The sequence below is a fragment of the Streptomyces sp. NBC_00464 genome (genome assembly GCF_036013915.1).
Lineage (GTDB): Bacteria > Actinomycetota > Actinomycetes > Streptomycetales > Streptomycetaceae > Streptomyces.
This window is the reverse complement of record NZ_CP107900.1, coordinates 35,946-48,481: the sequence shown is the minus strand read 5'-3', so window position 1 is coordinate 48,481 and position 12,536 is coordinate 35,946. Positions and strand designations below refer to the sequence as shown.

Below are 12,536 nucleotides of genomic sequence, written 5' to 3'. Positions count from 1 at the left end.
GTCAAGCTAAGAAGGCTCAGTCGTACTCGTCATCGACAGGTACTGCTGGAGCAGAACGTCCGGGTGCTGAACGAGGTCCCTGATCTGCTCGAAGTCGTGGCCGTGAAACCACTCAAAGATCCTGCCGCCGACGATGTAGCCGTTTAACACCATGTGCAGGTTCGTGAGGATGAATGTCTCCTGCTTGAACGCCTCCTTCCTCGTTCCAACGGGGGCGGAGACCCACCCGTCGACCAGCGCGTAACCGAGGTTCCGTGCCTGGGTCTCGTACTTCTCGAACTGTCGCTCCGGGTTCCCGGTGGATCCCATTTTGACTACGGGCCGCAGGCCTTGAAACCCGAGTACGTACAGGCGCCCGCCTGCCTTGCCCGGCTCAGGCAACTCCCTGCGCAGCCGTTCGCGCACCAGGCACGAAGTAAGGCGGATCTCCTTGTCCTCGCCCCTGTTCCACGGCGGTAAAGCCCCGGCCGCGAGGTCGGCTACTGCCTTAGTGCGGGCTGCCTCAGGGCCGGTCTCATCGACCCACTTCGCCATGAGGATGTCGTCATAGAGCTGGGCTTTCGGGGTTCGTTGCATCCTGTCACCGTTTCATCCGACACTGACAGTCCGTCACGCGCAGCAAGCTGCCGCGCGGCGCCTGGGGCAACCGGACGGCCGGGACTACTGCGGGTCTGCCTCACCCAGGGTCCGTCTCAAGGCCCGCAGCCCTCGTAGCGCGCCTCGCCCTACGCCTCCCCCTCTGTCGGTCATCAGGTCAGGGGGAACGTACTGGTCGGGCGTCCTCGCCCACCAGGGCGCCACCACCCGCAGGGGTGGTTAGTCGTCACCGAGGTGGTCGAAGCCGCGCAGCACGGGGTCCAGCTCCCTGCGCTGCGCCGCACAGGGAGCACAAGCGGGTGCCGGGCCGCTCCGCGACGTCCAGCGCCCGCTCCAGGGGCAGCAGTGCCGCATTTTGCGGGGCCTCGGTGTAGTCGACGGCGTGGAGCACGGCGCCGCTGGGCCCGCGGCCGCCGGACTTCTGCAGTACCCAGCCCGAGGGCCGGCGGGGCCCCAGCACCTCGCGCACCGACGACGGCGGCGCCAGCCGCTCGGTGGGCACGGCGTCGCAGGAGACGCCGTCGATGGGAGTTTCAGCGCCGGGTCTCCCGCCTGGAGCAGGCCAACACCGAACTGTCGGCGCGCCTGGAGGAAAGCGAAGCGGAGTTGGAGGCTGCCCGCGCGGCCAACCGCGAGCTGACCCGGGCGCTGAACCAGAAAGGAGCCGCGGGCCGATAGGCAAGGCTGCCAGGACGGCAGTCCGGGGATGAGTTCGACTGTGGCGCAATCCGGCGTCACCCGTGGCCACGATTCCGCTGCACGGAGTGCGGCTCGACCGGTACGCCAGTAACAATCCGTTCGGCATCCGGAAGCGGTCGGACAGCCGGTGGCGCTCGCTGCGGTGCCGTATGCGGACATGGCGATCGAACCTTCACGCGGTACGGCGGTGCCGACGGTGACCGTCAGTTCCTTGCGGTGTTTGAGGGAAAGACCTGCCGAGCTCGCGCTCAGACTCCTTGCTCTCGCAGGTCTTCCCGGAACTGTACGGTGTCGGGATGGTCAGGGCCCAGTGCCCTCTCGCTGTCGATGAGCAGTTGCTTCATCAGTTCGATGGATTTCTCCTGTTGCCCCGCCGCCCGGTAGCAGGAGCTGAGGAATCGGCGGAGGTAGAGCATGTCGGGGTGGTCGGCACCCTGGATGTGCTCGAAGTCCGCCAATGCCTGTACACCGTGGGCAATGGCCTCGTCCACTTTCCCCAGCTCCGCGTACGAGGCGGTGAGCACAAAGTGGAAATATGAGGTGAGCAGGTGGGCGCCGCCATCGAGGGCGGCCATCACCGATTTTCCGATTTCTACAACGTCGTCGAACCGCTCCGCATCGAAGTAGGCAAAGGCGAGACCGGTCCTTGCTATCAGGGTGAAAATATCGTTAACGCCCAGTAAGCGTGTGCGGTGCGCGATGACCTCTTCGTAGAGGCTGATCGCCTCTTCCAAGCGGCCGGCCCCCACATAGATTTCCCCAAGGCTCCTGCGGGCCTCCAGACTTTGGGTGTGGTCGGCGCCGAAGACGCGCTCGTAGTCAGCGATCAGACCTTCCCCCAACATGACCGCCTCTGTCACCCGGTCGGTCTTCACGAGAAAGTTGGCGAGCTTGGTTCGGGCCTTGAGGGTGTGGGGGTGGTCGTCGCCCAGGTGTCGCACGCAGTCGGCGACCGCCACCTCAAGGAGGGCGACTGCGGCCTCCTTCTGCCCACCGTTTCGGTATTCGTCGGCCAAGGCTATGCGGGCGGCCACGGTGCCGGGGTGGACGGTGCCGAAGACCCGTTCGTGGTCACGGACGGCTTCCTCCCGGAGGGCGATCGCATCCTGCGTCCGCCTCGCCATGCCGTAGTACGTGCTCAAGGTCGTGCGGGCGCTCAGCGTGTGCGGGTCGTCGCCGCCCAGTGCACGCTCGCAATGCGCTGCGAGGGCCTCCTGGAGGCGCACTGCCTCGTCGAGGCGTGAGGTCATCATGAGACATTCGGCGAGTGCTTCGCGGCACTCTAACGTGTCAAGGTGATCGGGACCCAGCACGTGTGCCGATTCTGCGGCCACCTGCTCCAGGAGGGACACCGCCTCGTCTGGCCGTCGCTGCACTGCGTAGCAGGCGGCGAGGTAGCTACGGCTCTTGAGCGTCTGGGGATGGCTTCGCCCCAGGACACGCTCGCGGCCTTGGGCCGCGCGAGCGAGCAGCGCCTCGCCTGACTGCACGTCACCCTCGTAAATGTGACAGCAGCCCAAATCGTTGAGGCTCTCCAAGGTGTCGGGGTGGTCGGCTCCCAGCAGTCGCGTGCGGTCGGCGACGACTCCGCCCAGGAGCCTCAGGGCTCGATGAGACTCCCCGCTTTCCATGAGGGCCCCCGCCATGCGGTGACGTGCGTGGAGCGCTTGGGGCGTGTCGGGCGGGAACGTGGCCTCGTACACGCGCATGATCCCCTCCCACAGCGGCAGCGCCTTGTCATCCTGGCGCTGCTCGTGGAAGCGTTCTGCGGCGTCGAGGTACGCCGGCAGGGCGGGAGCGTCGTCGTAGCCGTCCGGCACCGTGGAAACCAGTACCAGGAGGTGGGGCAGACAGAGATCCCACGTCGCCTGCGGTGCCGGGCTCGCCACACCCTCGGGGTGTAGAGCGTGGCGCAGGACGCGGGTTGCCTCGGTGCGCCCGCGCGCGGCGGGCAGGGGCGTCAGCGACAGCCCAGCGGGATGCGGGGTGCGGCGCAGGGTGAGTTGCAGGAGGCGGTGGATGCGTACCGCAGGGCCAGTTAGGTGGACGAGGTTGTAGGTCGCGAGGACGCCCAGGGCCGTGTTCAGCGTGCGTCCGTCGGGGCACAGCGGGGCGAGCAGTCCGCGTGGGCAGCCGTCGGGAGAGAGCCAGGCCAGGGCGTACAACAGAGTGATCGCCGCGTCGCTCTGCTCCTCGACGGCGGCCAAGGTCACGTTCCACACCCGTGCAATGGTGCGCTCGGGGTCGATGCCGGAAGCCGCCTCGTCCAGCATCAGCCCCAGGTCGTTGTAAAACGAGACCAGGGTCGTCCCGGTCTGACGCAGATAGGCGCCAGCCTGGTGAAGGGCGAGCGGCAGGTTGCCTAGCGCGGTGGCCAGCGCACAGGCGTCGGCGTACTGCGGGCTGCAGCGGTCGGGGGACTCGCCGCAGGCAAGCTCGTAGAGAAGGTCGGCCGCCGAGGTGTCGGCGAGCACATCCAGGCCGACGGCCCGTGCACTGGACCAGCCATGGGCGCGGCGGCTGGTAATCAGATGGTGGCCGCCGGTCAGCCCGCCCAGATACGGTTCGGCGTCGCGTGGTTCGTTCACGTTGTCGAAGATCAGCAACCATCCGGGGTGCCACTGTAGCCAGGCACTTGCCCAGGCCGCCCGCGCCTCGACCCCGACGCCGGCCGCCCACTGGGGGTGCAGATACGCAGTGAGGGCGGCCAGAGAGGAGGCGATCTGCGTCGGGGAGTCCGCGTTGATCCACCAGATCAGACTGTAGTGCTCCCGGTTGCGGTGCGCGTAATGGACGGCGAGGGTGCTCTTGCCGATACCGCCCATGCCGTGCACCACGTGGGAGCGAGTCTGCTCCACACCCTCGTGTGGCCTGAACAGCTCGTGCAACTGCGTCAGCTGGGCGTCACGGCCAACGAACGCCCGGTCCGGCGGGTACGGAAGATTCCAGGAGTGCGGAGGCGCGCCGACCTCCTTCGCGCTGTGGAGATCCTGCTGTGTCAGCACGGTGACGCTGACATGGTCACCGGTGTTGGCGAACCCCGACAGCGCGTCGGCCGCAATGGACCGGGCTCCGGAGGCATGGTGCGCGCCCGAGGCGGTCATGACGAGGTCGGCTCCGTTGTGTGGCGGCCGTGGACCGTAATGTGGGCTCCGTCGCCCGTGTTGACCACGCCGGTGCTTTCACCGCCGACGGCCACCGACCGCTCCCCGGACGCGGTGACCGTTCGTGGGGCGCTTGCGAGCAGATTCCTCAACTCCTGGACAAGTTGCGGATTTTCGCTCATCGCCTGCCTGAGCTGCATGCGCAGGACCGCAGCTCCGTCGTCGGCGGCAGGCCCGGTCGTCACCGCATCCTCGACGGCCAGCTGCAGCATGGCGCGCCGCGTCGGCGAGATGCGGTTCCAGACCCTGAGAAGGATTTGCCGTCCAGCGTTCACCGTCGCATCGGCAGCCGCATCCTCGGCGCGGGACAGGACATTGGCGCCGTATGCGGCGAGCGCGGCCGCCACGTATGGGCCCATCTGATCGACTGCCTGGACGATCTCAGTTTCCATATCCGCTCCCTGCGACTCGACACCCCGTACATACCCCGAAGGGACATCACATGCACCCGGTTCGGTTCCGGGTCGTCGGGGGCGGCATACTCTGCAGGCCCCCGACGACCCCGCCTGCTGACCGACCGGGCGCATCCGCTTCCTTGTAGCTGCACGATCGTTCACCCGAGTCCGATGCCAGGTCCAGCCGCAACGCGGTAGCAGCGCCACCGGTTCGGTCGTCACACCATCGACGCTGAACCCTCCACCCGAGTCGAAGGTCAAGTTGTTGTCGACGCACCGGAGAGGCTCACCCCCACCACCGCGAGTGCTCCCACCCGCGCACATCAACCGAATCGGCAATCACGCAACGCCTGTTGCAGCTGCTAGCGTTGTGGGGCCTGGGGCTGAGCTGCGGAAATCCCCCTAGACCTGCCTCGCGCCACAGCATCTACCCCAGAGAACTCCTGCCCCTCCGGCGTCGTCACGACGACCGGGGGAGCGTCGGCAGGATCCGGGATTGGGGCAGCATCGGCCATGCCCTCCACCGTATGACGCGGCTATCGGAGTGCAGGGCCGGCGCCCGCTTCAGACCCCGTTGTCGCCCGTCGCCTGGTCCTCTCCGCGTCGTGGCTCGGAGTGATCGGTGAGACCGCCCTCGGAAGCTATGCGCTGAAGTTCGTCGCCCCAAGGAGACCCCTTCATGAGCTGGTTGAAAGCGTCCATCGCCGCCCACATAAAGGTGAAGGCGGCGTACGGGGACTGCTCCACCGGATTGTCTGCCCCTCGGTACGTCGGTTCGTCGTAGATCAGGACCTGGTCGTCGGCGGTGTCGTCAAAGAAGCATTGCGCTCCGGTGAGGGTGGGATGCGCGAGCTGCGTTGCACCGATCCAGGTCGCGAGCAGCGGAGCGCTGAGCCGCTTCAGCAGTGGGGTGAAGTTGTTGTACTGGTTGGCCGAGTTGGAGGGGATGACAGCGGATTGGACGGCGTCAGGGATCGTCGGTTCATACGACATTCCTGCCGCGTCGGCAGCGTTGCGGAGCTTTCCTTGCGACGCTTGTAGAGCCTTGTTCATTGAGTCGACGGCATCGGCTCCGTCTTCAGCGATCCACCGAATCTGAGCCAGATGCTCGATGAGTGCGCGTCGGTTGGGGGCGGCTTCGTGACCGAACCCCTTGCGATGCAGGAGCGCGACGGCGAGCGCCTGGCGCTGCATCGCGGCCAGGAGCCCCCAGGCCACCAGAAACGGTCGCCTGTCCTCGTCTTGGGGTGCGTGGGCCGCCACCCCGTTCGTGAGCCCGGCCAGGGCCTCAAGCCCTATGTACGCCCGTCGGTTGTCTTCGGTGATGTCGTCGGTCATGCGCCAATGGTGCCCGCAGCCTCGACCTCTGGGCCCGAAGTCTCAGTAGTTGCTCCTGAGGGCGCGATGTCAGGGGATGTCCCCTTCCCACACCCACGGTCCGTCGAGATGGCTGAGGGTGGGTGCGTACGCTGCCCGGCCGCTCGGCCCGTACACGCTGTGAGGAGTGATCAGGTAGGCGCCGGTCATGATCTGTTCCTGCGTCCACCCGGTGACATCGACGAGCAGTCCGTCCAGCGGTCCGCCCGTGAGTTCCCGGTAGTCGTGCCCCGTTTCGGCGTAGGGGTGGGGGTCGTCGTGGTCGGATCCGTAGACCCGGCGCCGCGGCTCGTGCATGCCGATCAGCGTGCCATCCGCTCACCGGCGGTGTCCTCGGAAGTCGCCGACACCACCCGGTCCGTCACTGCCCGGGGTGGATCTCCGGGTCTGTGTCCTGGGGGGACGGGACGGCGGGGGCGGGGTCGTCCGCCGGCGGGGGGCGCCACAGCATCGTCACGCCGTGTTCGTCGCAGTAGGTGCCGGTCTCGTCCTCTTCGGGGAACGGGTGACGCCCGTACGGGCAGCGGCTGCGGCTCATGGGCGCGCTCTCCGCCAGGCACGGCCGAGTGCGGCGGAGACGGAGCAGGGGCCGCCCGCCCGGCATGTGCCGCACCGCACCGTGTGCCCATACCACCGCCGGTAGGCCCTCTCCTCGGCCGTGTCCGGCAGGGGAATGGGCGTGGACATCGTCGTCATCAGCGCGTCCTCCAGCATCGCTCGCAGCACCGCGGATACATCAACGCGCCGTCTGGTGTGGGGAGTTCGCCGAGGCTGTGGGCGGTTCCGGGCGGCAGGCCGGAGGCGCACCACACGCATAAGGCGCCGCGCCGCTGTGCGGCGGACAGCTCTGTCACCGGTGGCACGACGTGGGTGTGTGCGGTGGTGTCGGACATGAGTGACCCCCGACGGTCAGGGTTGGGAGCGGGCCGGGCCCCCGACGGGGGACGGGAACCCGGCCTGCATGGGTGTGACCGTACCTCCACGCAGGGTCACCAACCAGGGACAGTGTCCACCACTCCAAGGGGGCTTCGTCACGGGGTAGGACGCCACGTCCTACAGCGACGGGTCGACACCGAGACGCGCTGCGAGCCGGCGGAGCGTCGCATTACGGCGGCGCTCCGTCTCCAGCATCTCCCGGACCGTGGACGCGGCGAGCGTCTGGTAGCGGATCCATTCCGGCTGGTCCGCCTCGACCTCCAGGATCTGGGCCAGAGCGCCGGCGCTGTCGCCGGTCTGATGCCGGGCCTGTGCGACGTCGAGCCGGTGAGAGGCGGAGTGCACGGGCCGGGTGATCGCGGAGACGTCGACATCGGCCGCCGCGTCGAGTGCCTCGGCCGGGTGGCCCGTGCCGCCCGCGAGCGCGATGTTGACCCGCTGCGTCCGGACGTCCGTCACGGAGAACGCGCTCCCGTAGGCGCGGACGGGGCCGGACCGGGTCGCCGCGGCCTCCGCCACGGTGAGTAGCTGCATCGCCTCGTCGAACCGGTCGCGCCGGGCGGCCGGCGTCGCGGCCGCGATCAGCAGATTCCCGTACACCGCCAGATGGTCCGGCTCACCCCTGCGCAGTGAGGGCTCCAGCTCGTCCGCCCGACGCTCCGCGACCGCCTGGGCCTGCTCCCACCGGCCCTGGCGCAGCAGTACCCACGACAGGGTGGATACCGCCATGCCCGCCATCAGGGCGTCGGAGGCGCGGCCGGCTGCGGTGAGCTGACGCTCGACTGCCGTGTATGCCCAGTCCGGATGACCGGCCTGGGTGGAGAGCGACGCCGCGAGCTGATAGGCGAGGGCGAGGCCCTGCCATACCGGGGCGGTGTCGTGATCCCGGGTGACGGCCCGTCCGTCGCGCAGCAGCAGAGGTAGTACTTCCGCGAGTTCGGAGTAGGCGCCCTTCCAGTACAGGGCGGTAGCGGCCTTGACCTGGACGGTCCATTCCGCCGGCGGGGGAGGGTCCTCCAGGTCGGGTTCCTCCATCCCCGGCAGGCCGCCGGGGTCCTGGATCGCGTCCCGCAGTGCGAGGAGTCCGCCGCCGGGCTCGGAGAGGCGCTGCGTGACCGTCGGCGTCCCCACCAGCCGCTCCAGCTGGACATCCAGCGAGGCAGCGAGGCGGCGCAGGGTCGTGATCCGCGCACTCGTCCGCGCGCCCTGCTCCAGTTTTCGGACGGTGTCGACGGAGACACCGGCCCGAGCCGCAAGGCCCTCCTGCGTCAGGTCCCGGAATTCCCGCAGCGTCCGTACTCGGGTACCGATGTCCGTGCCGTCGTCGTCGTGCATGTCGTGCCCCCGCGCGCGAGAAGTGGCCTTCCACGGTACTGCCGTTCCGCCGTCTCTGGGTTTGTGTGGTCTGTCCATTCCTTGGGTGGCCAGGCCCGGATCTTCTGGTCGTCGATGCCGGTGAACTGGTCGCCCCCGCAGGCGGATCGGCGGACCTCTTCCGTGTGGTGGTGAGGGGCAGTTCTGTCCCGTCCAAATGCTGGAGAGGGCACGAAGGATGACAGTCAACTTTAAGTGAAACTTGAAGTTGAGTAGTGGGTGTGTCATCCTCGTCTCATGAGCGAACCGGATTTCACAGAGCTTCGGAAACGAGTCGACAAGGCAGAGAAAGCTGCCAACGACTGCAAGGCTCAGCTGTACGAGGCGGCCATCACCGCAGCGATGACCTCGACCAAATACGGTCACGTCTCCGCCGTTGCTCGGGAGGCGGGCATGAACGTCCAACACCTTCGAGACCTCATCAACAAGGCCCACCCCGGATGGCTGGCTCAAGCATCCGAGGAGCGCGAAGCCAGCAAATCGCGGAGGAAGACAGCGTGAGGCCACGGCCGCCGGCATCGCATGCCCGGGAAATCGGGTGCACTGATGGTCGATGGTCGGCCTACAGCACCCGCAGGACCTGTTCGGTCTCCTCGTCCATGGACGAACCCAGCTCCAGGAGCAGTTCGTCGAGCTGCCGGATTGACGATTCGAGCGCGGCGTCTTCACCGAGCAGGGACAGGGCCCGGAACTTGTGACGCCACAGGCACTCCATTTCCCGTGCGACGGTCAGGCCTCGGGTAGCTGCCCACAGGGCGTTGCGTGCCTCGCCGCGCTCCAGGTATCCCTCGGCGAGTTCGTCGGCGGCGTCGACGATCGCGGAGACCATTTCCTGGGCCAGGGATTCCGCCCACGCGTAGCGGCGTGAAGGGATTCCTGAGAAGGGCCGGCCGTGAACAAGCTCCAGTGCCTGGCGCAGCAGCAGCTTGCTATCCGGGTCGTCGACGGTCCGGCTGGCGTGGACGAGTTCCTGGAACCGGCTCCAGTCGCAGTCCACGCCAGCGAGGCGGTAGAGCTTGTCGGGCTGGGCGCTCACGTGGGGTAGGTGCTTGTTTCCCTGGTCGTCCATGCCGAGCCACCGGCGGACGTCGCCGAGGCGGGTGTTGCGTGTATCGCGGGTGACGTGTCCGCCGGGTGCGAGGACCTCGTCGAGCTGGTGGTGGTTGGCTCCGGGGTGGACCACCAGCCAGGCCGTCATCTCCAGCGCGAGTGTCCGGCGGTTGGACTTGATGGTGCCGCGGGCGCCGAGGAGATCGACAGCCCCCAGGAGCTGCACCAGCGGGCGGTCCGGGCTGTCGGCAGGGGCAGGCTTGCCTGTCTGCTCGGGAAGCGGGAGGGCCGCGGTGGCCGCGGTCGTGCCGTCTTGAGGGTCGGCGGGTACCGGGATCCGCGAATTGACCCAGGGAACAGCGCTGGACAGCGCCGGCAGTACAGGCGCTCCGGGCGATGACGATGCGGTAGGCAGCGGTTCCGGTCTGGGCGCACCTTCCTCGTCGACGGGTGGAGGAGTCGGGTGCTCTGCATCGTCGGTGTCGGAGCCGTCGTCCAGATCGGCGAGTGCAGCCATCAGCCCCGGCTTGCGCACAACCCCTGCATCGCCGTGGACGGGAGAGGCCTTCGGCTCCGGGAGGGGCACGGAGACGGAGCCGCGGCTCTCCACCGGCTCCGCAGCCGGGGCCGGCTCGTGCACGGGGGCGGGTACGTCGCCGGGTGCATCCGCGGTGAGCGCGACATCCAGGATGTCGGCGTACTCGGCATCGGAGCACACCGACAGCGCGACACGAACCGATGTGCCCGGAACGGTGACGTACGGCAGATCGGTGTCCACCGACCACGCCATGCCGGCGCCCTCCGGCACGACGGTGCTGCTCGTGACCACGGCCACCGCTGACCGCAGCTGCTGCCCCAGCACCTCCCACAGGGCCCTCCGCGTTCCCTCGGGAGCCGGGCAGGAATCCAGATCTGCCACGACGACCAGCGGCCACAGTTCTCCAGCCTCCGCCCCATGACCCAACGACAGGCCGCCCCCGTCACCGAGCGCGTCCAGGGCCCGCTGCTGTTCCGCGTGATGAGCTTGCAGCGCCCGTACAGCGCTGTTCAGGTCCGGGTGCGGGGTGACCCGGTCGCTGTCCAGCATCGCCAGTCCGGGGGCGGTTTCCTCTCCGGCGACCGCGATGTCGAGCTGTTCGGCAAGCGGTGAGAGCGTCAGCGTCAGCGCGAGGGTCCGCAGGACTTCATTGCGCAGCCCGCCGGTGAGGTGGAGCGCGCGGATGTGTTCGAGGTCGACGAGCACGATCGCGCCCTGGTCGTCCTCGCCCAGCGCGAGCAGTCCCGGATAGGGCGGGTCGACTTCCCGGCTCTCATCGGAGGGCAGCAGCTCGCCGGAATCCGCCGGGCACCACCACACCGTGCTCTGCGACGGGTCAGTGGTGAACGGGGCGACCGCCGGGACGGGGGAGCCCAGGTGCAGCCGGACCCCTTCGGTGCCGAGCTGCACCGCGGCCAGCGTCGGCAGAGGCCGGCCTTCCTCGGCGAGGGCGGCGGCCGCGGTCCGCAGCGCACGGTCCAGCACCGCCAGTTCCACGCCGGCGTCCGCGCTGCGCAGCGCGATTTCTGTGCGGGCGCTCTGGCCGGAGGGCATCGGGATCCGGTGGCCGCGACGTCGGCGGCGCTGCTGCAGGATCCGCCGGGTGGCCAGGGAGCCCACGAGCCCGGCGGCCAGGACCCCGGTGGCTCCCAGCCCGATCATGCCGGCCCGCATCCCGGTCGTCGTCTGCTGGTCCTCTGCGGCGGAGCCGGTCGAGGGCGTCGGTGTGCCGGGCGCCGCCGTCTGCGTGTCGGGTGCGGGCGTCACGGTCGGGGAGGGCGCCACCGTGCGGCTGGGGGAGGGCACGGCAGTTGACGGTGATACGGATACCGGGGCCGATCGCGACGGCGATGGAGCGTCCCCCTTGGGCGGCGCTGAGACCTTGTGATCGTCGCGGGTGGGCGCCTTCTCGGCAGAGCCGGAACCGGAGCCGGGGTGCTTCACCTCTGGGGCGGTTCCGGTGTGCTGGGCGCTGCCGGGCAGCGCGAGTTCCTGGCCCGGATAGATCCGGTCGGGATCGTCGAAGACCTGCCCGTATGGCTGCTGTGTGCCCCGGTTCGCGTCGTACAGCTCGGGCCACCGGTCCCCGTCACCGAGCTCGTCCTCGGCGATCTTTGACAGGTAGTCGCCCGGCCGGACGGTGTAAGACGTCTGAGATGCGTCTGCGTTGTCCGGTGCCCCGGCCGTGGGGCCTGCTGCCTTGGCGGCGGCGGCGGAGGAGGCTTGAGCGGTGTCGGCTGCGGTGGGACGCCGTGCGTCGGCAGGCAGCGTGATGACCGCACCCTTGGGCAGGTACTGGTCGCCGGCGGCGAGTTCGGGGATACCGGGGTTGAGAGCGGCAATGTCCTTCCACCGAGGCCCGCTGCCGAGATACGCCTGCGCGAGCTCCCACGGTGACTCCGTGACCGAGGTGACGGTGTGCCGCAGCCCTGCCACGTCCGGGTGTGTGCTCTCGTGCTTCGCCGATACGCCTGCGGCGTCCTGCCCAGTGTTGTGAGTCGCGGTTGCGGCGACTGCGGGCGTGACCGTGGCGGCGGAGGCGACGGTCGGGGCGAGCAGCACGATCCCACCGATCAGGGCGCCGGCCAGGGACTGCATCCCGCCCAGACCTCTGATGCGCGGTGCGGAGCGGCGGCGCAGCACAGCCACGATCTCGACCAGGACGGACAACGCGAACGCCGCCCATGCCACCCAGCCGATACAGGTCAGGACCACGAGGAACAACGACCCGTCATCCTGCTGGGTCAGCAGGTCCAGGCCGCCGGAAAGCTCAGCCGGCTGGTGGCCGACCTTGAGCAGCAGATACGGCGCGCCGCCGACCAGGGCCGCCAGGAGGGCCAGGCCGAGCAGTGCCCGCAACAGGGCGCCGACGGCGCGCAGCGGGGCGGGGGTTCGGTGGGCCATGGG

The 12,536-nt window shown here is 68.8% G+C and carries 10 protein-coding genes; 1 reads left to right on the top strand and 9 read right to left on the bottom strand.

The features are described 5' to 3' along the window. Nucleotides 1-6: 6 nt before the first annotated feature. The 8 genes from OG912_RS38070 to OG912_RS38035 all read right to left on the bottom strand — a co-directional run bounded on the left by OG912_RS38070 (nt 7) and on the right by OG912_RS38035 (nt 8,503). The gene (locus OG912_RS38070; RefSeq protein WP_327713708.1) at nt 7-576 is read right to left on the bottom strand and encodes a hypothetical protein; all 570 of its coding nucleotides are present in this window, start codon (nt 574-576) and stop codon (nt 7-9) included. Nucleotides 577-823: 247 nt separating this feature from the next. Then, entirely contained in the window at nt 824-1,402 is a 579-nt protein-coding gene (locus tag OG912_RS40195; RefSeq protein ID WP_443061124.1) for a DUF6233 domain-containing protein, read from the bottom strand. 142 nt (nt 1,403-1,544) lie between these two features. Continuing rightward, nucleotides 1,545-4,400, bottom strand: coding sequence for an FxSxx-COOH system tetratricopeptide repeat protein (fxsT, locus tag OG912_RS38060; protein WP_327713707.1), 2,856 nt, complete (start codon nt 4,398-4,400; stop codon nt 1,545-1,547). Continuing rightward, nucleotides 4,397-4,852 (bottom strand): hypothetical protein, encoded by a 456-nt coding sequence (locus tag OG912_RS38055; RefSeq protein WP_327713706.1) that lies wholly within the window; start codon nt 4,850-4,852, stop codon nt 4,397-4,399. Before OG912_RS38055 ends, fxsT begins: the two co-directional genes overlap by 4 nt. A 567-nt stretch (nt 4,853-5,419) precedes the next feature. Further along, nucleotides 5,420-6,193: a hypothetical protein gene (locus OG912_RS38050; protein WP_327713705.1), complete on the bottom strand. Its 774-nt coding sequence runs from the start codon at nt 6,191-6,193 to the stop codon at nt 5,420-5,422. A gap of 69 nt (nt 6,194-6,262) precedes the next feature. Further along, nucleotides 6,263-6,529, bottom strand: coding sequence for a hypothetical protein (locus tag OG912_RS38045; protein ID WP_327713704.1), 267 nt, complete (start codon nt 6,527-6,529; stop codon nt 6,263-6,265). Between the two features lie 64 nt (nt 6,530-6,593). Further along, nucleotides 6,594-6,770 carry a hypothetical protein gene (locus tag OG912_RS38040; RefSeq protein WP_327713703.1) on the bottom strand — a complete coding sequence of 59 codons (177 nt, stop codon included), beginning with the start codon at nt 6,768-6,770 and terminating at the stop codon, nt 6,594-6,596. A 515-nt stretch (nt 6,771-7,285) separates the two neighbouring features. Beyond that, the gene (locus OG912_RS38035) at nt 7,286-8,503 is read right to left on the bottom strand and encodes a helix-turn-helix domain-containing protein (RefSeq protein WP_327713702.1); all 1,218 of its coding nucleotides are present in this window, start codon (nt 8,501-8,503) and stop codon (nt 7,286-7,288) included. A 276-nt stretch (nt 8,504-8,779) separates the two neighbouring features. On the opposite strand from OG912_RS38035, the gene OG912_RS38030 reads away from it, so the two are divergent. Then, nucleotides 8,780-9,043, top strand: coding sequence for a hypothetical protein (locus OG912_RS38030; RefSeq protein ID WP_327713701.1), 264 nt, complete (start codon nt 8,780-8,782; stop codon nt 9,041-9,043). A gap of 61 nt (nt 9,044-9,104) precedes the next feature. On the opposite strand, the gene OG912_RS38025 is transcribed toward OG912_RS38030, so the two are convergent. Continuing rightward, the gene (locus OG912_RS38025; protein WP_327713700.1) at nt 9,105-12,533 is read right to left on the bottom strand and encodes a BTAD domain-containing putative transcriptional regulator; all 3,429 of its coding nucleotides are present in this window, start codon (nt 12,531-12,533) and stop codon (nt 9,105-9,107) included. Nucleotides 12,534-12,536: the final 3 nt, after the last annotated feature.

Bases quoted from the DNA above. Each gene is read 5' to 3' on its own strand.
- OG912_RS38070 (WP_327713708.1), bottom strand. From the start codon at position 576: ATGCAACGAACCCCGAAAGCCCAGCTCTATGACGACATCCTCATGGCG.
- OG912_RS40195 (WP_443061124.1), bottom strand. From the start codon at position 1,402: ATGCCGAACGGATTGTTACTGGCGTACCGGTCGAGCCGCACTCCGTGC.
- fxsT (WP_327713707.1), bottom strand. From the start codon at position 4,400: ATGACCGCCTCGGGCGCGCACCATGCCTCCGGAGCCCGGTCCATTGCG.
- OG912_RS38055 (WP_327713706.1), bottom strand. From the start codon at position 4,852: ATGGAAACTGAGATCGTCCAGGCAGTCGATCAGATGGGCCCATACGTG.
- OG912_RS38050 (WP_327713705.1), bottom strand. From the start codon at position 6,193: ATGACCGACGACATCACCGAAGACAACCGACGGGCGTACATAGGGCTT.
- OG912_RS38045 (WP_327713704.1), bottom strand. From the start codon at position 6,529: ATGCACGAGCCGCGGCGCCGGGTCTACGGATCCGACCACGACGACCCC.
- OG912_RS38040 (WP_327713703.1), bottom strand. From the start codon at position 6,770: ATGAGCCGCAGCCGCTGCCCGTACGGGCGTCACCCGTTCCCCGAAGAG.
- OG912_RS38035 (WP_327713702.1), bottom strand. From the start codon at position 8,503: ATGCACGACGACGACGGCACGGACATCGGTACCCGAGTACGGACGCTG.
- OG912_RS38030 (WP_327713701.1), top strand. From the start codon at position 8,780: ATGAGCGAACCGGATTTCACAGAGCTTCGGAAACGAGTCGACAAGGCA.
- OG912_RS38025 (WP_327713700.1), bottom strand. From the start codon at position 12,533: ATGGCCCACCGAACCCCCGCCCCGCTGCGCGCCGTCGGCGCCCTGTTG.